We start from the raw sequence: 26,800 nt of genomic DNA, 5'->3' as shown, positions 1-26,800 counted from the left end.
GCTCGAGCTGTGCCCGAGTATCCGGCTTATCTCTGGCATGGGTACGCCTCTTGCCAACAACAGTGAAGCCGATAGATGCCTTAACTCGTGAACGTGCCTGTCTCCGAGTCCTGCTGCTCTCGCGAATCTCTTGAATGCTTTTGATGCGTTGTCAGGGTCTAACGGTCTGCCGAACTCAGACAAGAACATGTACTCGCTCTCTGCTCGAATACCCAACGATAGTAAGTGTTCTAGTTCCTCACGTTGACGTGCCCTGTGCGCTTCCAAGACGTTAGCTACAGTCTTTGGCACTGGTAGCGTACGAACTGATCGAGCGGTCTTGGTCTCCGCTTCTATGGTACGTGAGCCTGCTTTCTTGCGGCTCTTCGTAATAGCTAGTGTCAGCTTGTCAGGGTTGAAGTCCGACCAACGTAACGCTAGGGCTTCGCCACGACGCAAACCGAGTGAGCCTAACAGGAACCACAACGCGCCCAACCTATCGGACTCTGAGGCTTGCAAGAATGTTTGTAGCTCTGCTGCTGTCCAGGCTGTGACTTCGCGCCGATCCACACGAACGGGCTTTGCCCCTCGAACTGGGTTACTCTCGATGAGCCTTTGCGCGATGCCGAACTCGAAGCTCATGCCGAGCACTTTCTTCACCAGTGATCGTGAACGTGGTGCAAGATCGAGAGAACTAATGAACTCATCAATCACACTCGGCCTTAGGTCTAACTTCGCACCGCCTAGTCCGGTTGTGATTTTCTCCGCGGCCCAAGCGTATTGAACTAGCGTCGCTTCGCCTATCTCGCCATTGCGTGACGCAAGCCATTCGCTCACCAACGTGCCAACGGTCGAGGGTCGCACGCGCTCTAGTTGTCCGGCTTGCTCTGCCCTGAACTCTCTTAGTGCCGCTTCCGCTTCTGCCTTCGTTCGGCATATCCGAGTGCGTGCCCGTGACTTGCCTAACTCATCCGTCCATCTCAAGACTGCGCGATACTGATCCGGCCCATACAGCTTTACCGATCCCATACCCCTAGCTCGTCGTGTGCGTAGCTGTGTCATACCGTCCACAATAGCACCAGGATTCGTTAAGGGCCAGCGTAGGGGCCAGAGAGCTTTGCTAGAGGCTATACATTGATGCACATATAGGCTCTGAGCTGGTCATATAGTGGTCGGGCTGGGGAGATTTGAACTCCCGACCTCTTGACCCCCAGTTCCGCAAAGTAGGGTTTGTAGGGTCTCATTGAGTCTAACAAAGTGCATTTGAGCTGGGATTATGCGTTTTGGGGTAAGTCACCCCAGGTCACGTCCATGACCCCATAGGCAACCGGATAGGCAACCGGCTAGAGTGAAAGAATGCGAGGTCGAAGGACGCTTGGCCAAGGCAGTATCTATCGCTATGGCGACCAGTGGCGTGCCCTCTTGAAGTGGACGGGACCCGACGGTAAAGTTATCACCCGATCCCAACGATGTCGCACCAAGGCAGAGGCAGAAGCTGCACTGGCGAAGTTTCGCGGAATACGTGATGCCGGTGTCACCGAGAATGCAGCAACGACTATTGACATGTTGCTCACCCGATGGCTCGCAACCCATGAAGGCGATATCGCTGGCTCCACGTTGGTACAGTACGAGTGGGCCACAAGGCATATCACCAAGAGGTTGGGCCCTCTCCGGGTTGAACGGCTCACCCCGGTGATGGTCGATCGCTTCGTGGATCAACTCGCAGAGTCGGGTCTTTCGCCTCTTTCACGTCGCCTTATCCGAGTCGTACTCTCCCAAGCGTGCAAGGCGGCCGTTGGCTGGCGATTAATCCCGGCAAACCCCTGTGATCATGCGAGACCTATCAAGTTACAGCGACGAGAGCCAGAGGCTCTCAGTGTTGAGGAGGCGAGACGACTCCTGAGTGCCGCCAAGGACGATCGACTTGGCGTCCTCTGGCTCCTACTTCTCGCCTTGGGTCTCAGACGTGGAGAGGCACTGGCTCTTCGATGGAGCGATCTCGACTTGACGGCAAAGACACTCACCATCTCTCGTGCGAGAGTAAAGTCTGGCGCCAAGGTGATCGAGGGGCCGACCAAGACCGCTCGCTCGACCCGTACCGTACCAATCCGTCATTCCCCAACGACTCTAGCAGAACTCCTGCTAACTTGATTGCTGGCATCTAGGTATGCATCACACCCGATTGGTTAACCGGTTATCAACCGCCACCTAAACTGGTTCCGAAGTCGGTGCGTACACAACGTTTTTGCATACCTCTTGACCAGTGCTATTCACAGGAGTTTGTGGTGAAACAATTAGAGGACATAATATTAGAGGGGTGATTTCAACCCTGTGGGACTGCCCATTGGACGTCACTATTGGAGGCACTGAAGCTGGGACTTGTACCGCTAAATTCAACTTTGAGTGGGGTTGTCCCGTTGGGAACCGAGAATACAACCCAGCCCTTAGTGCATTGGCCAGCCGCTAGCGCAGCCGAGCTCCCGCCGAGCTGAGATAGGGGAGCTAATGGACCACCAAACTGGGCCACGCTTGCTGAAAAACTCACTGACGCTGTTGAGTCGTTGGACAGAATGACTGAAAAGTCAGTAGGGTTCGGGCCGTTGGAAGATCCTCCTGTGCCAGCACACTCAGTTGCAACTATTGCATCCCAAACGTGTCCAGAACTAGGAGTGGAAGCGAAGCTACTCGTGTCAGTTACACCTGGGTACCAAGCCGAAACTTGCACACTAGAAATCCCGAAAACAGTTTCAGGTACTTTTACTGTGGTGCCCAAGGCATAGGGTGCGTTGGACTTCGCTGGGGTACTTTTGCTGCTGGAATTCGATTGCGAACTTGAGCTTGAAGTCTTTTTGCTATTCGTTTGCTTTGGCTGCGGGGTACCACTACTAACACGCGAAGTGCTACCGCAGGCTCCTAAAAGAAGGCCGAGCGCCAAGATTGCACCAAGCGACCATAGAGACGTTTTCATTGCTGCCCCCTTTTTAGGCACTCCCATTGGACACCACCACAACCGCAATTACACACTTCAACAGCTCCCCTGTCCCTGCAGTTTGGGTCATTATCCAAAGCTCGGGTCTCCGTAAGTAGCCAATTGCCGACCGGGGATCTGGCCGAGCAACTTGGATCTCGGCGATGTGCTGATCAACGTCTCCCCGCTCCTGACCATCGCCGGCCTGGTCGCCGCCGACACGGGAGTCTGGGGCCGCCCGTCGCAGTACCTGCCGCCCACGTTCGGCCAGCACACCATCCCCTGCTGATCCCGGTAATGATCGCCTCGGGCGGCGCGCTGGCGCCGCTGGCGCTCCTGACCATCGGAGGCCGCGACATACCGCAGCTCGTGCTCGACGCCAGCCTCCTGCACTTCCCCCAGCGCCGTTGCGAGCGACCGGCAATTGCATTAGATAACGAGTCCTACCTGGCCGCTCATCCGGTCATCGGCATCTCTGGATGCTTGCACTGCCCGGCCGCCAACGGCGGGACTATGCTCACGACCCAATAGGGGCGCGGCCCCCACTTCTCCCCCCCTATGCGCTGTGTGCGTCGGGACGGAGTAATCGGTAAACGTCATACAGGCTTCCCGGCCAGGTGTTCGCGAGCAACCTGACGCTCGCTCGCGAGCGAGCGAGCACCCGTCTGCATGGTCTGACAGCGCACCGTGCCAATCCGATTTGCTGACCAGATCAGCGCTTGACGACCTTCTGGCGGTGTGACGCTGAGGGAGACTGCGCCCTGTGCAATTCGTTGGTGGAGTTCTCGAAGGTGACGCTCACCTGAAACGTGACTTCGGGCCGAACCGTGTTGAGGGTGGAGCGCCAGCACGACCTGGCGAACTTGCTGACGTTCACGGCCAGCTACTTTCTCCCGCCCCTCTACCGCCTGGGCGGCAGACCGGCGGGCGGAGCAGGAAAGGCGTAGCGGCGGCTCTCCCGTCGGGCGCCTCATTGGCCTGTTCAGTGCCCACCCGGTCGACGCACGCGACCGGCACTGTGGCCTGATGCACAGCAGCGCGCCGACGTTCCCATGCAGAGCGCTCCTGGACCAGTTCCGTCGTGATCCGCACTCACACATGACCGACAATGCACCGCCCGAGCGTGGGGTCTAAAACGCTAGGTTGTCCTTTACAAGGTCGAGTTGAGGAGGAGTCGTGGAATTGGAAGTGGTCTACGGGCAGCAGGAGAATCCGCCCGCGGCCATACAGCTCGCCGGGCTCGCACAGGAACTGCTCGCCGAAGGCACGCTCTACCTGGGTTACCCCGTCCTAACGACCGCAGACGACCGAGTTGAGGTCGACGCTCTCCTGGTGTGCCAAGCTCACGGGCTGATCGCGTTCCGCTTCGCAGATGCGCTGCCGCACTCCGGGGATGACTGGAAGCGCCTGGCCGACGAACAGGACCGGATCTACAACGCCCTCGAGAGCCACCTGTCCCGGCATGAGACTCTCCGTCGCGGTCGGCAGTTTGCCGTCGCGGTCGGCACTGTTACGCTCTTTGCTGCCAGTGCTGGAGAGTCACCAGACGAGTTCGAGGCGAACTTCTCCACGTTCGAAGACCTCGCGGACTTCATCAGCGGCCAACCAGGGTTGACGGCCGAGCTCTATCGCAATCTCGAAGCCGCGCTCCAGCGCGTAACGACAATCCGGCCGGCAAAACGTCGGGTAGACGTGCAGTGCCCGGACAGCCGTGGAGCGGCAATGAAGGTCATCGAACGCGGCATTGCAAATCTTGACTTCTGGCAGAAGAAGGCCGCGATCGAGACACCAGCCGGACCACAGCGCATTCGCGGCCTGGCCGGTTCCGGCAAGACCATCGTCTTGACGTTGAAGGCGGCGCTACTCCACGCCCAGAACGAGTCTTGGAAGATCGCGCTCACGTTCAGCTCGCAAGCGCTGTACCAGCAGCTCGAAGACCTCACCAAACGGTTCGTCTTCGCACACACCGATGACCTTCCCGACCCGACCCACCTGCAAGTCCAGCACGCTTGGGGCTCCCGTTCGCGACCGGGGCTCTACACCCGATTCGCTGACGCGCTCGGTGTGCAGCCGGTGAACTTCAGCGTTGCAGCGGGTCATTTCGGATACGACGGCGCTTTCGAGGGAGCCTGCTCCGAACTCCTCACCGTCGCCCGCGAACGCGGTGTCGAACCAATCTTCGATGCGGTCCTCATCGACGAGGCCCAGGACCTACCCGCGTCGTTCTTCCAGTTGATCTACCTGTTTACTAAGGACCCCAAGCGAATCATTTGGGCGTACGACGAGCTGCAGAAGCTCGACGAGTCGGCAATGGCAAGCGTCTCGGATCTGTTCGGGACGACCTCCACGGGCGACCCGGTCATAAACATCACGAACCGCGACGGCGAACCGCGACGGGACATCGTGCTGCCCATCTGCTATCGCAATACACCGTGGGCGCTCGCCACAGCACACGCCATCGGGTTCGGGATCTACCGATCTAGCGGTCTGGTCCAGCACTTCGAGGATCCCCATCTGTGGGAGGACATCGGCTATCAGCGTGACGCAGGAACGCTCGAGCTTGGTGCGTGGGTCGAACTTGAGCGCTCCGTGGCAAGTTCACCGGCGTACTTCGTCGACCGGCTCAACCCGGACGACGCCGTCATCTTCCGGAGCGACTTCGTGGATGAAACTGCTCAGGATGTCTGGGTCGCCGAACAGATCCTGCAAGACATCGGACCTGGCGAGCTCGAACACGACGACATCCTGATCGTGCTGCCCAGCGCATACACATCCAAGAGGCGGTATGCCCGCCTGGCCCGCGTATTGAGCGAGCGCGGCATCCTCAGTCACCTCGCAGGCGTCAACAGCAGTCGTGACGAAGTCTTCATCCGCGGTTCCATCGCGGTGGCTCATATCTTCCGCGCTAAGGGCAACGAAGCGCCGATGGTCTACGTCGTCGACGCGCAGTATGCCGGGACTGCATTAAACGAAGTCAGCAGGCGGAACACCATCTTTACTGCGATCACCCGCAGCAAGGCATGGGTACGGGTTTGCGGCTACGGGGCGATGATGGCGGTTATTGCTGCCGAAGCCGAGCAGGTGCAAAAAGCCAGCTTCAAACTGAAGTTCGCCATCCCTGCGGCTGATCAGCTGGCGGAGATGCGTCGAATCAACGCGGACCTCAAATCGGACCGGGCATCGGCACGCGGGCTGATGACACTGGAGGAACTCGCGGCGGCATTCGAACGCAAAGAAATCTCACCGGATCAGTTGCCCGCAAAACTCGTGCAGCAATTGTCGAAGTACCTCAATCAGTTGCATCTGCCCGATGACAACGGCTAACGCGTTGAGGATGGCTGTCCATCAGCTTCTCCAAGACCTGTGGGAGCGGGAATTGGTTAATTTCGTTAACCCGATCATCGTATTGGGCGATACGATTACTTGGCGGTCGCCGACGCCGCTAGAACGTTTCGTCGATTTCGCTGATTACCCGACCATAAGGACGTATAGGCGTTGGGCTGAAGCCGGCGAGTACTCCGCGAGGTTTTCCGATGGCGCGTTGCTGCAGATCCGCTACCGAGTCGCCAAGGGTCAGATCAGCGCCCATCGGCTCGCGTATGTGCCATGCCCGTACAGGATCGATCAGAAGGATCAGGACGATCTCGAGAAAAATGTGCCGATGTCTGAAGTGCTTGACTGCTATGCCAACAACCCGCATGACGACATCACCATGCAGACTGCGATCCGGTTCGACTTCGACCCTGGCGCCGCTGCCGAAGGGCACCCATCCACACACCTGACGCTGAATGTAGCGAGCTGCCGTATCGCATGCGAGTCACCGATGGCGCCTGCAGCGTTCGTGCGGTTCGTGTTCCAGAACTTCTACCGAGACTGCTGGACGCAGCACATCGCGTTCTTCGAGGCACTACCGCAGGATGACATGCCGAGCACCGTCACCGACGATGAACGAGGTCACCCGCATATTGCGTGGCGCTCGACGCGGTAGGCCCTGCTACACATCTTCCACTTCGACCTGCGCATTGGCCTCTCCCTATGCGTTGTCAACGTCCTTACGCAGGAAGAGCGCGAGCGTCCGCAGTAGGCGTCCGAGATCTGCTGTACCGCTGACGTCCCGCATGATCCGGAGCGCCTCGATGAGGCGGTCGACCACGGGATCGGCGAGACGGATCTTGAGGTCGTCGAGGCATTCTCCGAATCGCCCTGTTGCGCGATAGTCTTCGGCAAACGCACGAAACGGATCTCGAAGTGCGAGAGGTCCTCAGTCGGCGAGCTGTACGCCCGCTTCAGGGAGAGCGAATCCGGCGGGAACGCCGGAGGAGAGGTGGTCGACCACCTCCGGCCACACCTCGCGCAGGATAGTGCGGCGGCGGTGTGCACGGGACCGGACGAGGCTCGTCGGTGCAATCCGTCGCCATACGCCCGAAGCACATGGCAATCGCTGGCCAGCGGGTGCCACCGAGCGCCCCGACCCCGATAAGAACGCCGGAAATGCCGGAGGTGTCGACGAGAACCGCTTGGCTCGGGCTACGCGACGATCCAACGTGCCAAATGTGGGCCAGGCCGCCTGCACATGGTACTTCTCGTGTACGAGCTGCAGGACCAGCCCCTGTTCATTGGTCAGCTCGGCCGCCACGTCCACTTCCTAGCCTCGAAGCCTCTCGAGTTAAGTAGCTCTTCAGATTTGATTGGAAAATTTAGTCAGTTATAGGCAAGTCCCAGGGTGAGTTTGGGGGGGTCCCAGGGTCTCTGCCAGAATGGATTAATCAAACAAGCCAACCTGGAGAGCCCGCGAGGGAAGAAAATGCTACCAGAATTGCTCCAGATCCTGTTCGGTCTAGACGATGTCAATAGAACCAGTTACATTTGCACGAGCTAGACAAACTGGGCCCGAAAATACATTGAGAACTGAGACCGATGTCTTGGCGCGTTACACAGGTGCCAATGAGGAAGTCTTCCTATCTGCATATCCACCGTATGACGACAGGGGTAAGTTCCTTAGGCGCGTATCTATTGTTTGAGTCGTCATTGTGAGCGTTCGCTGCGGTACCAGGCAAGCACGGATTCCCAAAACTGGTCATGCCTATGGAATTCGTCGTCAGAGACGCGCGCTCACCAGGCTTTCTGTACGAGCGGTATTGCTCAGGCGTGCCCTGCGACTCGGATCGGTACGCTGAGCGCGCAGGCGTTGAGCAGTCTGTCCATAATTCCGACTTGGATGTGTCGTCGGTTGAATAGAAAGCAGTGTTCATCGAGATATGACGCGATATGGCGCTTCGATGGCCGACGATGGTATGTCCCCTGCATCTGGGCCTTCAGGTTCGCGATCTGGGTGTTGGAGAACCGGGGAGAAGTGCTCGTCCTCGCCCAGGCGCGCCGAAATGGTCTGAATATGGGTGTAGCCCATGTCGGAAAGGTCGTCGAAGCCACCCATGCCGTCCGTCTTAACTGTTGCGTTCACGTCGACCATGTCGAGCACCCGTTTAGTTACTTCGAGCTGATCCCATGCGTCTACTGGCGTGGCCCGCATGTACTTTGGATACGAGTGCTCATCGAGACTCACCGTAATGAGGCAGGGCACCTTATGGGTTGAGCGCCCCGGTCGCCTGAGGAAGCACCCCGCCCACGAAAATGTGATCTACATCGACCTCGCCGTTGAGCAGGTACTGCTCTTCGCGCTGGCTCATAGCGATGCGGAGCCGGCGAAGCACATACCACGCGCTCGTGTAGCGCACCCCAGTCTTTGCTGCCAGTTGCTTACGCTACCGTTATTGGGGTTCCAGAGAGTCCTACTAAGCCCATCTGAACAGGGGAAATGCATTTACCAACGAGTGTCTGCAGGTCAGCTCGCAGACTCCATAGGCAACCGCATAGGCAACCAAACAGGTGTCTCTACACCTCCCTCTCAATCCCTGATGTGGACCTCACTATTACCGCGATGAGTCTCCAATGGGACGAGATGGTGTCGAAATAACCTCTTGGTACTTCCACGGCAAGTGTGTCGAGATGTTCCGCTATGGTGTGTTCGTTCCACGGGGCGGTCATGGTCTCATTACCCAGGGCCCTGATGCAGCAATCGAGCTGTGCCGGCAGGAGCTTGAGATAGACCGCCTCGAGGCGCAATTCCGGTTGGTTAATGGCTCCTCAGCTGTCATTGTCGACAAATTGGGATTTGAGCAGGCGCGATAGCGCCAACCCTTCGGAAAAACCATGTCTGCTTCCATCTGACGCTCTATAATTTGGTAGCGCTTGGGTAGCACTGAGGACACGGGTCAACATGGTGGGCCTGTGGGGGAGTGGGTTCCCAGTGGCAATCACCCCCTACGTCATGAGCATTTCGAGTGGCATCCACCCCTCACAAAGGGTCCTCACTACGTCGTCTGCTAGCAGGAACTCAAAAGATGGGATAACCTGGTCCTACCCGCCAACAAGCACTCGGTCAATGAAGCGGTGACCAGTGGAAAACTATAAGAGGAGGAAGCGTGGTTGAACCCATCTTCATGATCGGGACGGATGGCAAGCTGACAACCGTCGAGCGCACTTCTTATGAACGCGAGGTCGATCTCCAGCAACTTATCACTGACCACCCTGAAATGATCCCCGGGATGAGCCAAGATCAGCCGGTCCGATGGCTTCTTGTCAAACAGGAAGGTGGGATCCCAAAGGAAGCTGGAGGCAGTGATTGGTGGTCGGTCGATCATATTTTGATCGACCAATTTGCGATCCCAACCTTTGTTGAAGTGAAACGCTCTTCCGATACTCGTGCACGTCGAGAGGTAGTCGCCCAGATGCTGGATTACGTCGCCAATGCCACTCTGTATCTTGGGTCCGGGACGCTCAAGGCATGGTTTGAATCTGGAGGCGAGGAGAGTAGGGGAGATCTCTTCGAGTTCTTACTGGGAGAAGAACTCGACCCCGATGAGTTCTGGATTCGGGCGGACGAAAACCTCGTAGCTGGCCGTGTCAGGTGTATCTTTGTTGCTGATGCCATTCCGGATTCGCTCCGAGTACTCGTGGAGTTTCTAAACGAGCATCTTCGATCGACGGAGGTGTATGCAGTAGAGCTTCCTCAGTACTTGAGCGCGACGAGTCTCCCTGGAGTACGGGTGATTGTTCCAAAGCTCATCGGTAACACCGTCCGCGCTCAAGTCAGCAACCGCGATCGGACGAGCGTAGCAACGCGAACGTGGGATGAAGAGAGCATTATGGATGCGTTTCTAGACACCGGAGGAGAGGATGTGACACAGCTCGCTCGAGAAATCCTTGAATGGGCACGACGTAACGACCTCCGAATCGATTGGGGCAGAGGAAAACGGTATGGCTCGGTCATGTTGGGTATCGACGTGGAAGGACACTCTTACCCTTTCGCTTCGGTATGGACGAGCGGTACTAACGTCTATTTGGAGATCGAACTTCAATATCTCAAGACTTCAACCGCCTTTGAGGACGTAGCGCTTCGCGAGGAGGTCATTCGTAAGTTCAACCAAATCCCCACCGCTAATGCAGACGAGCGCAAGCACAGTACGCGCCCGAACATGGCTCTTACGGCCTTCCTCACCGACCAGGCACGAGAACGTCTCTTCGAGATCCTCACGTGGATGATGATGCTTCTACGATCCGATAGCACAAACTCCAGCAGAGAAGCGACGAACTGACGTACTCCCGGTTTCTAAAGGTTTCTTTGGCACTGCCGGTCACAGCCACTACGCATGTCGGAAATGTTCGCAGAATTGTTGCATACTGACATTAGTGGAATCAAGAGGCATACCCACGACGAACAGTGTTTTAGTACGTGTTGTAGGTAATTCCCGGCTGCTGGTTTTCCCATCCCAAACGGCCCGTCGTGGATTCCCAGCAATATCGCTAGGTTCAAATATGACGGTGTTAGCGGTGGGATAGAGGATGGAAGGCCCCTCGCGCCCGGTCCACTTCGTTTGTGAGACGAGCCACATAAAATGTCCAGACACCACCACCGGTTCCGTGCGATTTGTTGTCAGCCACGGTGCAATTATTTGTCCGTGGTCGTGCAGCACTGCGGTTCCGCTAACCTTCTGGTGTTTAGCAGACTCAAGGAGACCTGCTGGAATGATGATAGGGAGGAGTAGTAACGTGAGAAAGTTCCAATTTCTGCCCGCATTATCGATAACCACTAAAGTCAACCCATGACCACCCGCCGAACCCGCGGTCAAGGAAGCATCTATCGCGCCGGTAGTCAGTGGCGTGCCCTCCTCAAATGGACTGGTCCTGATGGTCGTGTCATCACCCGATCAAAGCGCTGTCGCACCAAAGCAGAGGCTGAATCAGTCCTGGCCCAGTTCCGTGGTGTTCGTGATGCTGGAGTAACAGAGAACGCCTCAACCACCGTCTCACAACTCCTGGACCGTTGGCTCGCAATCCATGAGACCGATATCGCAGGATCGACACTCACCCAATACGAGTGGGCAACTACCCATATCAAAACCCGTCTTGGTCATGTCCGCATCGAACGTCTCACCCCAACCCAAGTTGATACCTTCGTTGATCAACTGAGCCAAGCAGGTCTCTCGCCCCGGTCTCGTCGACTCATCCGTGTGGTACTCTCCCAAGCCTGTAAGGCTGCCGTTGGCTGGCGCCTGATCGCCTCCAATCCCTGTGATCATGCACGACCGATCAAACTCGAACGCAAAGAACCAAAAGCCCTAAGCGTCGAAGAAGCCCGACAACTCCTCAGTGCCGCCAAGGACGATCGCCTCGGGGTCCTGTGGTTACTCCTTCTTGCCCTTGGACTGAGACGTGGAGAGGCACTTGCACTCCGCTGGAGTGATGTGGATCTCATTGCCAAAACCCTCACCATCTCACGAGCTCGCGTCAAATCTGGCTCCAAGGTGATCGAGGGCCCCACCAAGACCGCACGATCAACCCGCACCATACCGCTCCCTGCTTTCCTCCTCGAGGCCCTCGAGCACCACCAAGAGTCCCAACAACGAGAATACGACTATCTCAGCGAACTCGGCTTTACCCCCGCCAAGGACTATCTCTTTACCTCAGTGACTGGAACTCCCCTCGATCCTGATAACACCTCAAAGGCCTTCCAGGCCTTTGCCATGAGAGCGGGCCTTGGTCGCCGTCACGTCCACGAACTCCGCCACGCCGCAGCTTCGCTCATGCTCGCCGCTGGAACCCCACTCCCGGAAGTCTCTCGAGTCCTTGGCCACAGCTCCACCCGCGTCACCGATGAGGTCTATGCCCACCTTGGCCATGAGGCCCTTCGTGGAGCCGTGGACCGGCTGGCGGGTGTGTTGGAGCCGACCAACAGCGAGACTACGCCAACCCTCCAGTGACCCATTCCTCGATTCGCCGATTGCGCGCGTGGATGAATGCAATCGTTTGGGCTCGATATGCCCGATAACTCTCGAGATCACTGGGTACTGCGTTCCCATTGAAGTCGGCGAAGGGATGTAAGAACTTCACTCGTGAGAGGTCTGGCTCCACCAGGTCTTGGAGGAGAAAGAACCCGACATACCCGGAGAAGTCACCAAAGATTTCGAAGAACTCCCGATAGCGCTCCAGCGTTGCCCCTAGCGGACTCTCCTTTCCCAGGTAAAACAGGCGAATACACTCAAGGGTGAGATCCATCCTGTCAGCGATGGACCGGGTCAACCCTCGAGCCCCATTCAAGGTGGGCAACTTATTCACCTGGTTGCTGGGGAAGATCATCATCCCGCCAATGGTGTAGCTCAGACCTCGAAAGGCATCATTTTCGGCCTCCGAGTAGTGCCCGACAATATCGGCCATCCGCTTCCAACGGGTGAAGGTTGGAATAATCGAGTCACTGGACAAGAAAAACTCACCAAGATCGGACCGATGGTGCAAATAAACCCCGGGAGTCGTAGCATTGAGCTCAAAAGACCTTCCATCTGGGAGTGCCTTGCTCCAGAGCAGCCGGTGATAGCGGCGAAGGGTTGGACTATGACTATCGGGATCCTTCCCTCTAGCGTCAGAGCGAAAGTCAAATGAAGTGTCGATTGCCAACTCGCTCATCGTGGTCTGACCCCTTTTGGTCGTGTACAGCCAATTCTAACTAGCCCAAGTTCTACACACAATGCGTTAATTGAACCAACTAGCGACACAGACCGAGAGGGAGTCAAGCAGCCAGTGCTCATCACTGAACACCAAGTCTCGGGGATCAGGGGGATGCCAATGAGTCGCGCACTACAGATTGTCGAACAGAGGTGGCACATCTTCCCTCCGGTACGGGGGATGCCGGTATCCTCTAAGGCAAGCAATACCGAGACAACTGGGTCGCCCAAGAAGTTCAAAGCGCGCACGATCCCATTGACAAGGCACTCATGACTGAGGGTATTGGGCTTCGAGTCGGGCATTACTAGGGTAGGTTGGGACGACGACCGGGACACCACATGCGGTCTTGCCGCGGTGATTGTGATAGATCAGAACCGCCCAGCCGGTGAAGGGTGCCTTGCACCTGGTACTTCCTCTTTGGGCCATGCGCAAAGCCCTCAGGAAGTTTCTAAGCAAAAAAGACAATCAATGTCCTATCAGTAGCAACAAATTTCGAATCCAATCAAGCGAGGGCATACTAGGCTGTCGGAATGAATCTGGCCGCCTAGCCTCCCGGCTTTGGAGTTCCAGAGGAAGGGGCAGTATGTACGCAGTAGAGATCAGTCGTGCCAATCCAACGTGTTTTGTTTTCCTGGTTGACCAATCAGGCTCCATGCAGGATTTAATTGGGAGTGGGGAGGGCCAGCGGAAGTGCGATGTTGTGGCAGATGCACTAAATCGGCTGTTGTCGGAACTTTGCATCAAGTGCGCCAAAGAAGAGGGTGTTCGCGACTATTTCTACGTAGGCGTCATAGGCTACGGGACCACGGTTGGTCCTGTTTTGTCCGGTCCGCTTGCAAACCGCGATCTTGTTCCACTAAGTGAGATTGCTTCATCACCGGCTCGGTTGGAGTCGCGATCGAAGAAAGTCCCGGATGGTGCTGGCGGGCTAGTGGAGCAGGACGTGCGGTTTCCAGTTTGGGTCGATCCTGTCGCCAACGGTGGAACACCCATGTCGGCGGCCCTGACTCGGGCGCGATCGATAGTGGCAGCATGGTTGGTTGACCATCCGGGGTGTTTTCCGCCAGTCGTGTTGAACCTCACTGATGGCGAATCGACTGATGGAGATCCTGGTGCTGCCGCCGATGGCATACGTCAGCTCGAGAGTGTAGACGGTCCTACTCTGCTGTTTAACCTGCATGTTTCTTCGGATTCAAGCAATGCGATTAGTTTTCCAGACAGTGAAGCTGCCCTTGAGAACCAGTACGCTAGAACTTTGTTCAACTTGTCGAGTACTTTGCCGAGTGGCATGCGTAGTTACACCCAGCAACAAGGCATACCGGTGTCCGATGGAACTCGTGGTTTCGTATTCAATGCTGATGTTACCTCAATCGTACAGTTCTTGGATATTGGTACTAGGGCCTCTGACCTGCGTTAAGGTGGTGAGATGCTAGCAAATGTCGCGACGTTTGCAGTTGCGAAGCGAGATTGCTCGATGGATGAGTGTGAGGATTCGTTCTGGGTGAGTCCTACTGCATCTGGTGAGGTCACCAAGAAGTCGCTCCGTGTCGTGGTGACTGATGGAGCTACTGAGTCATTGCTAGCAGGCCGATGGGCCGCCAAACTTGCTACATCATTTGGTATCGCGGTGAGCCCAACGAAGAGTAAGGCCGGGTTTGTTAGCGCGTATCAAACTGCAGTGACTGACTGGGGTGAAGAGTTAGCTAAGTACCGTTCTGATCGTGAGGCACGTGATGCGCCCATACAGTGGTTCGAAGAGCCTGGACTTGCAAGGGGAGCCTATTCTACAATCATTGCTGTTGACTTTGTTGAGGGTAGTGCCAATTCCTTGCCGAAGTGGAGAGCTGTAGCCATTGGCGATTCCTGTCTCTTCCAGGTACGGGATGAAAGGCTGCTTGCATGTTTCCCGATCCAAGATGAGAGTTCGTTTTCCTATCAGCCCCCGCTTTTGTCGAGCCGTGGTGCTGACAGCTCAGTGGTTGCCAAGTGTTTGGTAAAGATCTCGGGCACATGGCAACAGGACGACAGTTTCTATGTCGTTACAGATGCCCTCGCTGCGTGGTTTCTCCGGAGCGCTCACGCTGGTGAAATGCCCTGGTCACCTCTGCGAGATCTGGACACCATCGACTTCGTAGTAGATTTTCAAACTTGGGTGAATGCTCGTCGGGATGAAGGCACCTTGCGCGATGATGACACCACACTTGTCCGGATTGACCTCTATTAAGTCGATGTCAGAGGGGTCCAGCTATCCAACCGGTGCCCAATATCGGGAAACACTGCAGCACCCTAACGCCTGTTTCAAGGATCCAATTCTGGCTGGTGGGAAGATGAAGACAGACCATTTCGGCCTACCTAAGCCAATTAGTGGTAACTATGCAAGTGTTTTTACAGTCGAGGGCGTCGACGGCAAAACATGGGCCGTGAAATGTTTTACTCGTTATGCGGCAAATCAGCAGATGCGCTATCAATATATTAGTGAAACATTATCGAAGCTGTATCAACCTTGGTTAGTACCCTTTGATTACGTACCAGAAGGTATCCTCTGCTTGGGGGTGTGGTATCCAGTTCTCAGGATGGAATGGGTCGAAGCAACGGGGCTTATTAACTTTATTGAGGCACATTTGTCAGAGCCAAAAGTGCTATCGGATCTGGCCAGCAAGTTCCTTCAAATGAACCATGACATGGCCTCCGCTGGGATCGCACATGGTGACTTACAGCATGGGAACCTACTTGTGACATCGGCTGGTGAACTAAAGTTGATTGATTATGACGGTATGTATGTCCCTGGCTTGGTTAACCTTGGAGCAAGTGAAATAGGTCACGCAAACTATCAGTCACCGATTCGTTCGATGAAGCATTGGGGGTCGTATTTAGATCGTTTCTCGGCTTGGATAATTTATGGCTCCCTCATCGCGCTTGCGGTAGATCCGAGTTTGTGGACGCGCTTCCATCATGATGGCGTTGAAGCTCTTATTTTGGGCAAGGGGGACTACCTCGCGCCCGAAGGCTCACTTGCCTTGGCAGCATTAGCTCAGAACAGCGATAGCCGATTGTGGACACTTAGCCAAATCTGGACGCAGTCGTTGGCCAGTAATCTCGATGCAATTCCGATACTCGATAGTACGGTATTGCCGAAACGTAATGTTGGCCGTCAGTTTGCTGTTACTACGCAATCTACAACTCTGTCGGAAGATGGTGATAAGGATTTATCAGTATTGATCGATGATTGGTTGAAGTCGATCGAGTCGGCTGCGCCAGGGACGCTCGACACAGCAATTGATCCCACTTGGATTCTTGCTAACTTACCTCCAGTCCCACGAGTTGCATTTAAACCACAATGTGGTGGACCTAGACTCATGTATGCTAGTGGTCTCATATTGATTATTGTACTGATCGTGCTTGTGGATTTGTCAGCCATCCGCGTCGCTGATGCCGGCATTGGTGGAGTGGCGCTGATTATTGTCGTTCTTGGTTTAAGCCAGTGGTGGTATAATCGTTTAGACGTGGTACGGAAAAAACGACAGTGTCTCCATCATTTAAATCAGCAAGCGGGTTTGGTGAAAAGATCTGAATATCTTGCAGCTACTGTCGAGAAGGAGCGTCAATTAGTGGATGTTCGGGAAAGACGGGCTGTTGCAGGATTTGAAAAAAGAGTCAAGGAGACTCGTGATTCCGAAAGCAAGTTGTTACAGGAGGCCGAGGCGCGGAGCGCTAGGGAGATTGCAAAGGTAGAAGCTAAACTGAACTCACTCATGGTTACAGAGTCTCTTGATATTAGCAGTCGTCTTCAGATCTTACAAAACAGTTATATCGCCGATCAATTGAGGGCATCGACAATTCAATCGACCACGATACAAGGTATTGGCGATAGTCTGAAAATGGAGCTCGTAAGATGCGGGATAAGGACTGCTGCTGATTTCACCGGTATATTCCGTGGTAGTAATTCGCAGGTCTATATTATCATGCGAAATGGGGCTCATATACATCCAAAGGGCATTGGTGAGACAAAGGCACGGTCGCTAGAGAATTGGCGTCAAGCGACGGAAAAGTACTTTCGGCAGAGGCAACCGATGTCCTTACCCACGGCCGAGCTCCAGATGGTTCAGGCGAAATATCTGCATCAACGGCAATCCTTAAATTCGCAGGAGTCAGCACTTCGGTCGCTAATCGTTGCTCAGCGTCAGCAATTTCATGATCAGTCTGCATTACGAATCAAATCTTTGAATGGTGAGCTTGCCGATCTTCGGAAACGTTGTTCGGCTGAGCGAATTGATTTTGATATTCGAGCGAAAGCGATTCGCAGAGAAGTAAGTGCTGCTGTCTGGAGTCAAGCAAAAGCTGAACTAGATTATCGAAGGTTTCGTGAGGTTACTTTCATGCGCTATCTTGTGTGTGCCTTTCGGGGCTGATGTCGGAGTGGATGTAGGGTTAGAAGGCTAGCTTTGCATGCCAGGTTGTTGCCACCAGGGAACGCTTTGGTCGTGCGGCAGGGTTGGTGTTGTAGTGGCTGAGCTTGTGGTTTGTGGATTTATGTATCGTGGATCGATGGCTACGCCAGCTCCCTTACGTCGGTTGCATGGCCCACAGAGTATCTGCAGATTCTCGGGATTGGACGAGCCACCGAGCGATATGGGGATAATGTGATCAAATTGGATATCTACCGTTGATCCACAGTAGGCACACTTAGCGCCATCGCGGACCATAACTAGTTGTTTCACGTCCTCTGGTATTTTTTTCCGACCTGAAGGTTGCGGCTGTGTGCCGCTCGCAATAGTGGCCTGTGCGTTTGCAATGTGTTGACGTTCTCTTTGGAGTCGAGTAACCAGCAGTGCATTGACTTCGTCTTCGCTGAGGCCGTCGATGTCGATGTAGAAGCGACTTTGAAACCACCAGTAGTGACGTTCTCCGAGTTCGAGTAGCAAGATTGGCTCGTTGTTGGCGCGGTCTACAAGCGCGACGTAGTCGTCACGACCGAGCTTGTAGAGGCGACGAGATGTGCTTCCGATGTTCAAGCTCAACCAGCCATTGGCGCGAAAGAAGCCCGGTTGGTAGTCGAGGCTGACGTTCTGAGCTCTTCGTAACACGGCTTCCATTGTATCAGCTCCGGCTTTGGAGTTGGGTAAATAGGCAAGTGTAGTCCTGCAAAGTCCTTAGCGGCGGCGAGGTGCTCTCTGCGGGCGGGCGACAGGATACCCGCACTAGCTATTCGTGTATTGATTGGCCGTTAGGATCTTGAGGAGGATGGGATCTGTCGCGGGCTGGGGTTGAAGGCATGGTCACCTTCTTCGTGTCAGCCTGATTGGTTCGTGCTACTACGCTCTGCGCATGGGAGTAACCGGAATCGATCATATCCAGCTGGCAATCCCCGTTGGGGGCGAGTTGATTGCGCGCCAGTTTTATGGAGCGGTGTTGGGCCTTACCGAGATACCCAAGCCTGCCAACCTTGCAAAACGTGGTGGCTGTTGGTTTCAGGGTGAGTCGGTGACGATCCACTTGGGAGTGGAGGCTGATTTCCGGCCTCAACGCAAGGCACACCCAGGACTTCTCGTTAGCAACCTAGAAGATTTGTGTGCAATACTCGAGGCAGCGGGCTCCCCAGTGGTTACCGACGAACCCCTTGAGGGGTATGTAAGAGCGTACACCGAAGATCCTTTTGGCAATCGGATCGAACTAATGGAGCCAACTGCTCATAATTCGATCGAGGGCTGATCGGCATGATCCCTATTGTGGGATCTTTCTTCCCCAACACGGATATGACCGTTACCGTGACGAGGCGATAGTAGCCTCGGTCTACATGCGCTTTGTGGATAGCACTCAGTTCGAAGGATCAAGCCCCTGGGATGCGCTTGACTTACTCAATCTCGATACGGCAACCGTTCGCCTTCACTGGACGGACCAACCCTATCACTGGCATGTCAATGATGGACCCGAGGCCTTTGTGGTACTCGATGGTCAGATCGACATGCACTATCGCGAGTCTGGAGTCGAACAACAACGCCGGCTCAGTCCTGGAATGATCTGTCTCGTCGAGTCTGGTGATGAACACGTTGCTCACCCGGTTGGCATTGCTCGTATCCTCGTAGTGGAGCAAGCCGGAACCGAATGATCGTGGAGCAAGTTGGCTCCTGATTGGCCAGGACCGCTTGGCTTCTCGCGGCTCATGGTGTCGATCTCGGTTTGGCGCACCCAGTGGCGCAGGGTCCGTCGGGGGCATAGGCGAGCTTGCTTGCAACAGAGGTATTCGCGGCCCACTCAAAAAGGGTGGTCCACAACCTTGCGAATAGCCCTATCCCTTACCTGGAGGTGAGTAACGCTTGAACTCCTGCCATGGGAACTCCATCGTGCCGGAGAGTAGGAGTCTCCAAGAAACCGGGGGTTATTGAGTCGTTGTGGAGATCGAGATCAAGGCCAGATCTCTACTGCAACTTCCGATTCTAAACCTATGCGTTGATGCTCGTGCGACCGACCTGGAGATCCGAAGTGGTGACGAAGGCGACAAGCGGTGCCACGGGAGATAGCCGGTGCGCTCGCTGAGATGGACAGGCGACGACGGGGAGCTCGCTGCCGCACCTTCTCGGATACGCGCGGAGTGAGAAGAACGATGTCCAAGGCCACCAGCAAAGGTGAGTGGCCCTAGCCGTCCACTCAAGCTCTGTGAACTCGCGTTGAGGAGCCTATTCTGAGCTTCCAGTGATGTTTTAGATGAGGCACCCGGCGATGTGGGGGAGTGCCTCGAATTCTCGCGACAGCAGTGCGAAATCTATCTCGTCGGTGAGCTCACCTTTGAAGAGTTCGTTCTCTACCAAGTGGGCCTCTTGGCGCATGCCGAGTCTTGTCGCAAGCCGGAGCGATGCAGTGTTGCGCGCATCGACTCTTGCGATCACCCGACGCAGCCCAAGCTCAGAGAATGCGAGATGGAGCACTCCGTGGGCGGCTTCGGTTGCAAAACCCTGGCCAGTGAAGGTGGGATTGAGAATCCACCCGATCTCCCCACAGGAGTCATGAAGGCTCGCAACCCACAGGCTCACATCCCCAATGAGGTGTCCAGAGCTTACAAGTTCGACCCCAATGCGAACGCCTTCACCCTCGGTATCGATCGAACGCCGAGCCCAGCGTGTGGCAATGGCGTCTTGGACCTGTTCACGGGTCATTGGCTCACCAGGGATGTAGCGAAAGACTGCAGGGAGCGATCGATATGCGTAGAGGTCATCGAGGTCTGCGTCCCCGATGCCGCGCAGTCGAGTCCGAGCCGTGTGGCGTGGTTTGTCAATGCTCAGGTGCACTCCAAGAGCCTACCGCTCGCATTAGGACCTGTCGACCTCCAGAACTCGTCTCACCAATCTTGTGGGCTAAGTTGGCGTCTACGGTCGCTAGGGGACCTTATTGGCACGGGATGGTGCCTAACGCCCCATCTCCGTCTCGGCCCATGTCACGTGGGTGTTGTAAGACGCCAACTTCAGATTCTGGCTCTCAACGACTCCCTCACCGGGTACTCCCTCGCCCAAGCTACCCTTACGCCAGTGACGCAGGCTGTTTGGACCGAATGACTCGGAGTTGCCCTATAAGATAGCAACTCCATCCGCATGCGTCTCGAGAGCCCACAATCTCGAATGTGTCGCTTACACCGTTGGGATAGGCGGCCAACCGACCCCCCAATCACTTGACGGGCTCCTATCGGGGTCAAAGGTTTGACTCTCACCTGAACCACCAGACGCTATCTCCGCAATGCGCCTTGCTCGTTGAATCGCTGTTCGAACTTGTCGCCTCTGGCTAGTTTGCTGTGGCGCTATGGTCGCCATCGATCCCTTGGTATACGCCGCAGATGGCGAGATCCCCCTGAGTTCGCGGTAGGCGGCGACCGTTGCAGCATAGTTCTTCCACTTGAGCTCAAGCTTCGGGTCCCTTGGCACCGAACCGAGTCCCAGAATCCACGGTTCCCGGTTTAGAAGCGCGCGCTCTACGAGCGCGAAGGCTCGCTGTCTGATGGCGTATTCGCGTTCCTCAAGTGCTCGTCCAAAGTCTTGATCGTCAACCCCTCTGGCCTTTGGCATCAGCCCAACGATGAACTCAGCCTTGCCCAATTCGCGGGCCCCATACTTCTCGGTCCAACTTCGAACACGTTCCGCCATAACGGTTGCCGTGTCCTCAACTCCAGACAGTTGATCCTTCTCCTCACCAACCAAGAGAGTCAGATCACGCTCGAGGTCGATGCCACGAGCCTCGGCACCACGAAGTGCGATGAGCAATGATCCATAGGCCTCGCTCGTGCGCAGCTCTTCAAACCCCGGAATCGCAAGAGCCTCCAACAGCCTCTGATACCGTGCCTCCTCGGCCAATCGGGCGATCGTCTCGTACTCCCCAAAGAGGCACCCAATGCTCTCGGCGCCCTCTTGTTCCACCCGGATCGTCTCGGTCGCACCGAGTTCGACTCCAGAGTTTGCGAGACATCCAACAAGGACCTCACGCGCACTGCCACGCTCTCGACTCGGTCCATGGGAGGTACTCTGCTCCTCACCGAAGCCGGTATCGACATAGAGGTGATTGGCCTCTCGACCTCTCGTGACTCCGACATAGAGCACCTCTATAGTGGTACCTGCGCCTACCAAGGTATGGGCACTCGTGACGGTTCTCCCCTGGGCCCGATAGACGGTGGTGGCATAGCCGAGTTCAACCGATGACGTGACATAATCACCTGGTAGGCGCACCTCGCCCTTCCCATCGATGCGTCGCACCCACAGCGATCCATCCCCGTCAATCGCATTTACCCTCCAGCGATCCCCGTTCTTGACCCACCCATTTCGGGAGCCGAGTAGGCGATTGTTCTCCCTCGTTACGATCTCATCCCCAATGCCACACGTCATGCCATCTCTGAGCTTCACTCCCGCCTCGGTGACCTCTCCTCGTTCGATCCTCTCCTCTCGAGCTCTCACATTGAGCTCTCTGACACTGTCATGATCTGGTGCAATCATGAGCGAATCCTTGCCGGCTAACACATCTCCTCGCCACCCGGCATACAATGCATCCAACATCGCATCACGATCTCCGCCAATGACACGATGATGATTGTCATAGACCTCAATGGCGCTCACATCCCCAGCCCGCAACCCAACGCTGGCCTCTCGTTCCCACTCCTCGTAGAAGCGCCGCACTTCCCCTAACCTTGGGACATCATCCTCGCGCTCTCGCACCAGTGCTCCGAACATGCCCCCGGCTCCAACACTGCTAAGTTGTGCTGGATCCCCAACGAGCACGATCTTGGCACCCGCACCTTTTGCCATCGTGATGAGTTCATCGAGTTCCAAGGTTCCAACCAATGAGGCCTCATCAAGGATGATCAACTGCCCTTGGCGAAACTGCCAGCGATTAAGTTCCGAACCCAGAGCCTCGATCTTCCTTGTCACCTCGCGGTGTTCTCGACTCCCCAACGACAGGTGGGGGAGGAGGGCACTCAACCGCTTCACCTCTTGCTCTCGCGCCTCCCTTTGTCTCCATTCATGCAACCACTTCGCTGTGTTCTCAGCACCAATCGCGAGTTCAGCCCCGAGTACCTCAGCAGCCGTGGCCGATGGTGCGATTCCCAAAACGCTACCCGCACCATACACGCGTTCCCAGAGGGAACGAAGGCCTGCCATGGTCGTACTCTTACCAGTACCAGCGGGACCGACCAAGAGATCAACGCTCCTTCCCGAGGTGACGATCAACTCAATCACCCGTTGTTGTTCTGAGCTCAAACGAGGGCCCCCTGTGACTCCAACACTCACTCCAGAACCGCCCCCCACTATCTCCTTAATCACACCCTGGTCAATAGACGGCCCCCCACGATCTTCCCCCGCCGCAAAGATCCGACCCTCTGCGCGAAGGAGTTCTTGCGTGGTATAGCGGCGTCGATCGAGGCTTCGAAGACGCGACGTGCCATCGGCTCGACGAAGTACCGCTGGGCTGTGATGAAGCTCAGGAGGAGAGAGCTCAACGGCACGCTCGAGGGTCAACACAACAAGCCGCTCCCCGAGCGCAATACGCTCGGTTGGATCCACAAAGCGCATCCCTTGGAGAAAACGGTGAACCTCGGCCAGGACATTGGCACGCGTAAAGGTTGCATGACTCTTCCCAACACAGTGAAGAATCACCCCCGCGCTCTCAGCCAACATCTCATCCCCAAAGTCATCGGCACCAAGTACCGGTAGATCATTGGAGTCACAAACATGGAGAACCAACTCATGCGGTTCAAACCCGAGATGTTCTTGTGCCCGCTCGCACCACAGCTCACTCATCTCCAAAAGGGAGCGGTGAACCTTCTCCTCTCGAGTCTCGAGATTGGCCTGTTGGGAGAGTCGAAGGATCTCGGTCCCCGTCGCCTCTCGCCCGTGGCTCTCCCGAAACGCTCCGACGAGCTCTGCTCTACGGGTCCTAATCGCTCCTACCCGTTGTGAGAAGGCATCCATCAGAGAAACCGGTACCCCCTTGATCTCAGACTTTCTCATGCCACCAGGAGTCGCCCGTTCCTCCCAGGCAACTCCGAGTGCCTCGGTTAAGAGATCAGCTAAGATCCCCTCATGTAAGACCCCGAGCGCTACCACCGAGGCATACAACCCCGCCCCATCGATGGTTCTCCACTTCCCATCTGAGACTGACTTGACTCGATTCCAGACGATGACGTGATCGTGAAGCTGGGGATCCCCAGCTCGCGAGTCATAGTGGGTAAAACTTGCCGCCGACACCCCATGAACGTCTTCTTGGAGTACTCCATTCCTGCCAGATCGTGAGTGAATGACGTGGGCCTCGGCGTAGGCAAGGGCCAGATCAATCGCGCGCTCATGACACGCATAGATCGTGGCTTTGGTCGCCTCATCGGCCAAGGCCCAAAGCGTTGAGACCGACTTTGGTGGTGAGAACGTGAGATCAAAACCTGCGACGGGTTTGGCGCCAGAGGCAGCAGAGCTCACACCCTCCCCAACTACAGACTTAGGCCGCGGAATCGCCTGGCCAACACTTTCACCCGTGATGGGGTCAGCGATGAGACCAAGGAGATTCCAGAGTTGGGATTCGCTCACCTCTGACCCCAACTCGAGGCCCACTCCATCTCCTAAGTCCCCGAGTCCCGCCCCCTTCCACCTCCCAGGCGGCGTACCAGATTCTGCGTAATAACGAGTGAGCGCTGATCCAGGATCGCACCCACCATCCCCAACAGCAATAGAGTCCATCAAGTAGCGATACCCCTGACCAATGCTGAGCTTTGCGATGCTGAGCATCCCTACAACCCTCTGCTAGAACGCGAACTAATCCTCACCTCATGGGCACGAGAGGAGGGAAATCAGTCGCACCAACACCAGCCACCCAGAGAATCCCAGCGCCAAGCGCTCACCGGATGCAAGGTGTGTGGTTGCAAAATGGGTGGGGGAGTAGCGGTAGTTCGCGGGGGTTCAGGGGTGCGAGTCCGGAAGCTCTGGTTGGGCCCGGGTGTCGGCCCCGAGTTGAGTAGTGACTGCATGAGGGATCTGGTCTGGCTGACAGGTTCTCTGTTGTTGGGGATCTTTGGCATGAGAGACAATGAACGCGCAAGGCTAGCTGATCTCTGGCACCGCCGAGAACTTGCCTTTCAAGACTGGCTCCTTGCAAAGGAGCAACTCAATGCTTCAACCGAACAACACCGCCGAATCACTGCCGCCAAGACAGCCGCCTTCCGATCTCAAGGGATCTCCGAAGCGCAACTCGCGCGGTACCGATCCTGGCAAGATCACCCGTCATCACCCCGCGATCCAAGGACGATCGAACGCTACGCCCGATGGCGTAGTGTCATCACGCTGATTGACGCGCAGTGGGAATCCAAGCTCAGCGTCGCGACCGTAGACCTCAAGTGCTCCACCCTTCGCTTGGTAAAGGCAACGTCAGAACTGCTTTCGGTGATGCCGCGTGCAATGGTCGTGGAACTGTCCGGAGACACGGCACGCTCACTGGTGGCAAAGCTTGCCCCATTGGGAGATTTGGCTCATGTTTCATAGCTGTGGTAGGCCATGAAGCTTCGTCCTGCCGGTGAGTGGGAGTCTCCAAGAAACCTGGGGGTTATTTAAGGCATCAGATGTCGGATTCCTAAGAGGTGATAGAGTCAGAAGGAAATGAAAGTTAGACGATCACTGAGACTCCTAGCTGTTGTCCTGATCGGGGCACTGGTGCTGGCGTCGTGCACCTCACCAGAAAAGGGCTCAGGGTCTTCGGTAATCAGCAATGGGACCTCAACGCTACGAATTCCCAAGTCATCGCTGACCGAGCGCTTTCTCATCATCAAAGGTAGCTGCACCACGACGGCTCACACCCCTGGTTTGCCGGTCTTAAAGATGCGGCTGTCTCTGACGCACCAGTCCGAGGCCGTCACAGCCGCATTTTGCCATGAGCCACGTTCTACGTTCGCGTACTACCTTGACTCAAGTCAAGTCTCACCCAATGAGGCAATTCAACTCTTTTCGTTTCCTCCACAGATCAAATGGACGATTGCGTTCTCACGATCAACTACTCGCCAAGGAGCCAAGAGCTTTTCGATCTTCTCGACCTACGTTCCGCCTGCACCCAAGCCACCCGTGCTACCAGCTACGGCACCCACTTGCACTCCGAGTCAGATATCGGTGCGCATTGCCGGTGTTGGCGATGAGGCATCCCTGGTAAACGCCTACCTTGCCGTTTCGGATACCTCATCAAGTCCCTGCAGCCTAGACGGGTGGCCGACGATCGATGGGGTCACGGCAAGTGGAGAGTCTATTCCTTTGGTTCGACAGAGTGTCATAGGCTCAAGTGGACATATTCTTCACCATCCATCGCTCATCGTTATCAAGAAGGGTGTGCAAGCTGCTTACAGCCAAGTGACATTTATGCCAGACTGCATCGGCGGTAATACAGGAGTAACGGTTGAGAAGAACTTCACTTCGCTCAGCGTCACGCTGCCCGATAATCTGGGAACACATTCGATTGCATCGTCGGCATTCAATCAAGGATCCGCCATCCAGACTCCAGATAGCTGCTACTACGCCTCTGGCAAGCTCTACTACGGCACGATCTACACGTTCTTTGTCCCTTCATACGGAGAGCCCGCTCACGCTCTGTGATTCCGAAGTACTGGTGGTGTTGGACGCTTTCTATTGGTAAGAGCGTTCGAGGAGGGTCACCATTGCGTGCGATGCGGGCGAGAGCCGAACTCCTGCGTATACCCATAGCTAACTTCTTGTTTGCGATACCCGGATACCTCACAGATCGCAGAGTCGATATCGATGACCATTGGGTCATCTCCTGGGACCAGACCCACTCCCCAAACCCCTAGGTCTCAGTATCAGTGCGTATGGATGCCCATGTCCAGGCAATTTGTCGTTGCTAGTGTCCCTCCTCGGAAGTTCCATTCATAACTATCGGCTCCAGGTATTTGCGCATAGAAGCGAAGATCTCATCGGCGCTCTTGGTCCAGATGAAGGGCTTGGGGTTCTCGTTCCAGGCTTTGGCCCACTTGGTAATCCCTCTGTTGAGTTCGGTCACGGTGTGGTGAACGCTTCGCTGCAGGTACTTGGTGGTTAACGCTGAGAACCATCTCTCTACCTGATTCATCCAAGAAGAATACGTTGGTGTGAAATGGAACTCAAACCTCGGGTGGGCAAGGAGCCAGGTTCTCACCGACTCGGTCTTGTGGGCTGCGTAGTTGTCTAAAACGACGTGAACTCCCAGCTCCTTGGGTACTTGTCGGTCGATGAGCTCGAGGAACTCAATGAACTCTATCGCCCTGTGGGCTACCGTCATCTTGGTGATAACCTTGCCGGA

22 protein-coding genes are annotated in these 26,800 nt (G+C 55.8%); 14 read left to right on the top strand and 8 right to left on the bottom strand.

Going from position 1 to position 26,800, the window contains the following annotated elements; genetic code table 11:
- On the bottom strand, window positions 1–621 hold a 621-nt coding region (locus M7439_RS12905), incomplete at its 3' end, for a tyrosine-type recombinase/integrase (RefSeq protein ID WP_374045737.1).
- 714 nt (window positions 622–1,335) lie between these two features.
- Between M7439_RS12905 and xerC (M7439_RS01075) the strand changes: the two genes are divergently transcribed.
- The 4 genes from xerC (M7439_RS01075) to M7439_RS01060 all read left to right on the top strand — a co-directional run bounded on the left by xerC (M7439_RS01075) (window position 1,336) and on the right by M7439_RS01060 (window position 6,935).
- A complete protein-coding gene (xerC, locus tag M7439_RS01075; RefSeq protein WP_308464344.1) occupies window positions 1,336–2,130 on the top strand; it encodes a tyrosine-type recombinase/integrase in 795 nt (264 codons plus the stop codon).
- A gap of 940 nt (window positions 2,131–3,070) precedes the next feature.
- Window positions 3,071–3,478, top strand: a complete 408-nt coding sequence (locus M7439_RS01070; protein ID WP_298341865.1) for a hypothetical protein — start codon at window positions 3,071–3,073, stop codon at window positions 3,476–3,478.
- A gap of 645 nt (window positions 3,479–4,123) precedes the next feature.
- Complete coding sequence (locus tag M7439_RS01065) at window positions 4,124–6,271, top strand: DEAD/DEAH box helicase (protein WP_298341862.1); 2,148 nt, start codon at window positions 4,124–4,126, stop codon at window positions 6,269–6,271.
- A gap of 10 nt (window positions 6,272–6,281) precedes the next feature.
- On the top strand, window positions 6,282–6,935 hold the full coding sequence (locus tag M7439_RS01060; RefSeq protein WP_298341859.1) for a DUF2290 domain-containing protein: 654 nt from the start codon (window positions 6,282–6,284) through the stop codon (window positions 6,933–6,935).
- A 273-nt stretch (window positions 6,936–7,208) separates the two neighbouring features.
- Here M7439_RS01060 and M7439_RS01055 read toward each other — a convergent pair whose 3' ends face one another.
- Together M7439_RS01055 and M7439_RS01050 are read right to left on the bottom strand one after the other, a co-directional pair.
- Window positions 7,209–7,583 (bottom strand): hypothetical protein, encoded by a 375-nt coding sequence (locus M7439_RS01055; protein ID WP_298341856.1) that lies wholly within the window; start codon window positions 7,581–7,583, stop codon window positions 7,209–7,211.
- Window positions 7,584–8,195: 612 nt separating this feature from the next.
- A complete protein-coding gene (locus M7439_RS01050) occupies window positions 8,196–8,528 on the bottom strand; it encodes a hypothetical protein (protein ID WP_308464343.1) in 333 nt (110 codons plus the stop codon).
- A 368-nt stretch (window positions 8,529–8,896) separates the two neighbouring features.
- Between M7439_RS01050 and M7439_RS01045 the strand changes: the two genes are divergently transcribed.
- The 3 genes from M7439_RS01045 to xerC (M7439_RS01035) all read left to right on the top strand — a co-directional run bounded on the left by M7439_RS01045 (window position 8,897) and on the right by xerC (M7439_RS01035) (window position 12,267).
- Complete coding sequence (locus M7439_RS01045) at window positions 8,897–9,136, top strand: hypothetical protein (RefSeq protein WP_298341850.1); 240 nt, start codon at window positions 8,897–8,899, stop codon at window positions 9,134–9,136.
- Window positions 9,137–9,429: 293 nt separating this feature from the next.
- Window positions 9,430–10,602, top strand: a complete 1,173-nt coding sequence (locus M7439_RS01040) for a hypothetical protein (protein ID WP_298341848.1) — start codon at window positions 9,430–9,432, stop codon at window positions 10,600–10,602.
- A gap of 507 nt (window positions 10,603–11,109) precedes the next feature.
- Window positions 11,110–12,267 (top strand): tyrosine recombinase XerC, encoded by a 1,158-nt coding sequence (xerC, locus tag M7439_RS01035; RefSeq protein WP_298341846.1) that lies wholly within the window; start codon window positions 11,110–11,112, stop codon window positions 12,265–12,267.
- Here the strand turns inward: xerC (M7439_RS01035) and M7439_RS01030 are convergent.
- Window positions 12,248–12,967: a hypothetical protein gene (locus tag M7439_RS01030; RefSeq protein ID WP_298341843.1), complete on the bottom strand. Its 720-nt coding sequence runs from the start codon at window positions 12,965–12,967 to the stop codon at window positions 12,248–12,250. The genes xerC (M7439_RS01035) and M7439_RS01030 overlap by 20 nt on opposite strands.
- Before the next feature lie 622 nt (window positions 12,968–13,589).
- Between M7439_RS01030 and M7439_RS01025 the strand changes: the two genes are divergently transcribed.
- From M7439_RS01025 to M7439_RS01015, 3 genes are read left to right on the top strand one after another with little or no spacing between them, the layout of a single operon-like run.
- On the top strand, window positions 13,590–14,423 hold the full coding sequence (locus M7439_RS01025; RefSeq protein ID WP_298349734.1) for a vWA domain-containing protein: 834 nt from the start codon (window positions 13,590–13,592) through the stop codon (window positions 14,421–14,423).
- A gap of 9 nt (window positions 14,424–14,432) precedes the next feature.
- Window positions 14,433–15,230 (top strand): hypothetical protein, encoded by a 798-nt coding sequence (locus M7439_RS01020; protein ID WP_298341840.1) that lies wholly within the window; start codon window positions 14,433–14,435, stop codon window positions 15,228–15,230.
- Window positions 15,193–17,415: a hypothetical protein gene (locus tag M7439_RS01015; protein WP_298341837.1), complete on the top strand. Its 2,223-nt coding sequence runs from the start codon at window positions 15,193–15,195 to the stop codon at window positions 17,413–17,415. Before M7439_RS01020 ends, M7439_RS01015 begins: the two co-directional genes overlap by 38 nt.
- Window positions 17,416–17,442: 27 nt before the next feature.
- Here M7439_RS01015 and M7439_RS01010 read toward each other — a convergent pair whose 3' ends face one another.
- Complete coding sequence (locus M7439_RS01010) at window positions 17,443–18,099, bottom strand: HNH endonuclease (protein ID WP_298341834.1); 657 nt, start codon at window positions 18,097–18,099, stop codon at window positions 17,443–17,445.
- A gap of 232 nt (window positions 18,100–18,331) precedes the next feature.
- On the opposite strand from M7439_RS01010, the gene M7439_RS01005 reads away from it, so the two are divergent.
- Both M7439_RS01005 and M7439_RS01000 read left to right on the top strand, forming a co-directional pair.
- Window positions 18,332–18,715, top strand: coding sequence for a VOC family protein (locus M7439_RS01005; RefSeq protein ID WP_298341831.1), 384 nt, complete (start codon window positions 18,332–18,334; stop codon window positions 18,713–18,715).
- 85 nt (window positions 18,716–18,800) lie between these two features.
- Entirely contained in the window at window positions 18,801–19,112 is a 312-nt protein-coding gene (locus M7439_RS01000) for a hypothetical protein (RefSeq protein WP_298341828.1), read from the top strand.
- A gap of 592 nt (window positions 19,113–19,704) precedes the next feature.
- On the opposite strand, the gene M7439_RS00995 is transcribed toward M7439_RS01000, so the two are convergent.
- Together M7439_RS00995 and mobF are read right to left on the bottom strand one after the other, a co-directional pair.
- Complete coding sequence (locus tag M7439_RS00995; RefSeq protein ID WP_298341826.1) at window positions 19,705–20,289, bottom strand: GNAT family N-acetyltransferase; 585 nt, start codon at window positions 20,287–20,289, stop codon at window positions 19,705–19,707.
- 336 nt (window positions 20,290–20,625) lie between these two features.
- Window positions 20,626–24,255 carry a MobF family relaxase gene (gene mobF / locus M7439_RS00990; RefSeq protein ID WP_298341823.1) on the bottom strand — a complete coding sequence of 1,210 codons (3,630 nt, stop codon included), beginning with the start codon at window positions 24,253–24,255 and terminating at the stop codon, window positions 20,626–20,628.
- Between the two features lie 237 nt (window positions 24,256–24,492).
- Here mobF and M7439_RS00985 point away from each other — a divergent pair, with 237 nt between their 5' ends.
- Window positions 24,493–25,005 (top strand): hypothetical protein, encoded by a 513-nt coding sequence (locus tag M7439_RS00985; RefSeq protein WP_298341820.1) that lies wholly within the window; start codon window positions 24,493–24,495, stop codon window positions 25,003–25,005.
- 114 nt (window positions 25,006–25,119) lie between these two features.
- Complete coding sequence (locus M7439_RS00980; RefSeq protein WP_298341817.1) at window positions 25,120–26,100, top strand: DUF4232 domain-containing protein; 981 nt, start codon at window positions 25,120–25,122, stop codon at window positions 26,098–26,100.
- A 262-nt stretch (window positions 26,101–26,362) separates the two neighbouring features.
- On the opposite strand, the gene M7439_RS00975 is transcribed toward M7439_RS00980, so the two are convergent.
- A partial coding sequence (locus M7439_RS00975; RefSeq protein WP_308464342.1) for an IS630 family transposase occupies window positions 26,363–26,800 on the bottom strand: 438 nt, incomplete at its 5' end.

The organism is Ferrimicrobium sp., from assembly GCF_027319265.1.
Lineage (GTDB): Bacteria > Actinomycetota > Acidimicrobiia > Acidimicrobiales > Acidimicrobiaceae > Ferrimicrobium.
The sequence above is the reverse complement of the archived record's forward strand: the minus strand, read 5'-3'. Positions and strand labels throughout refer to the sequence as shown.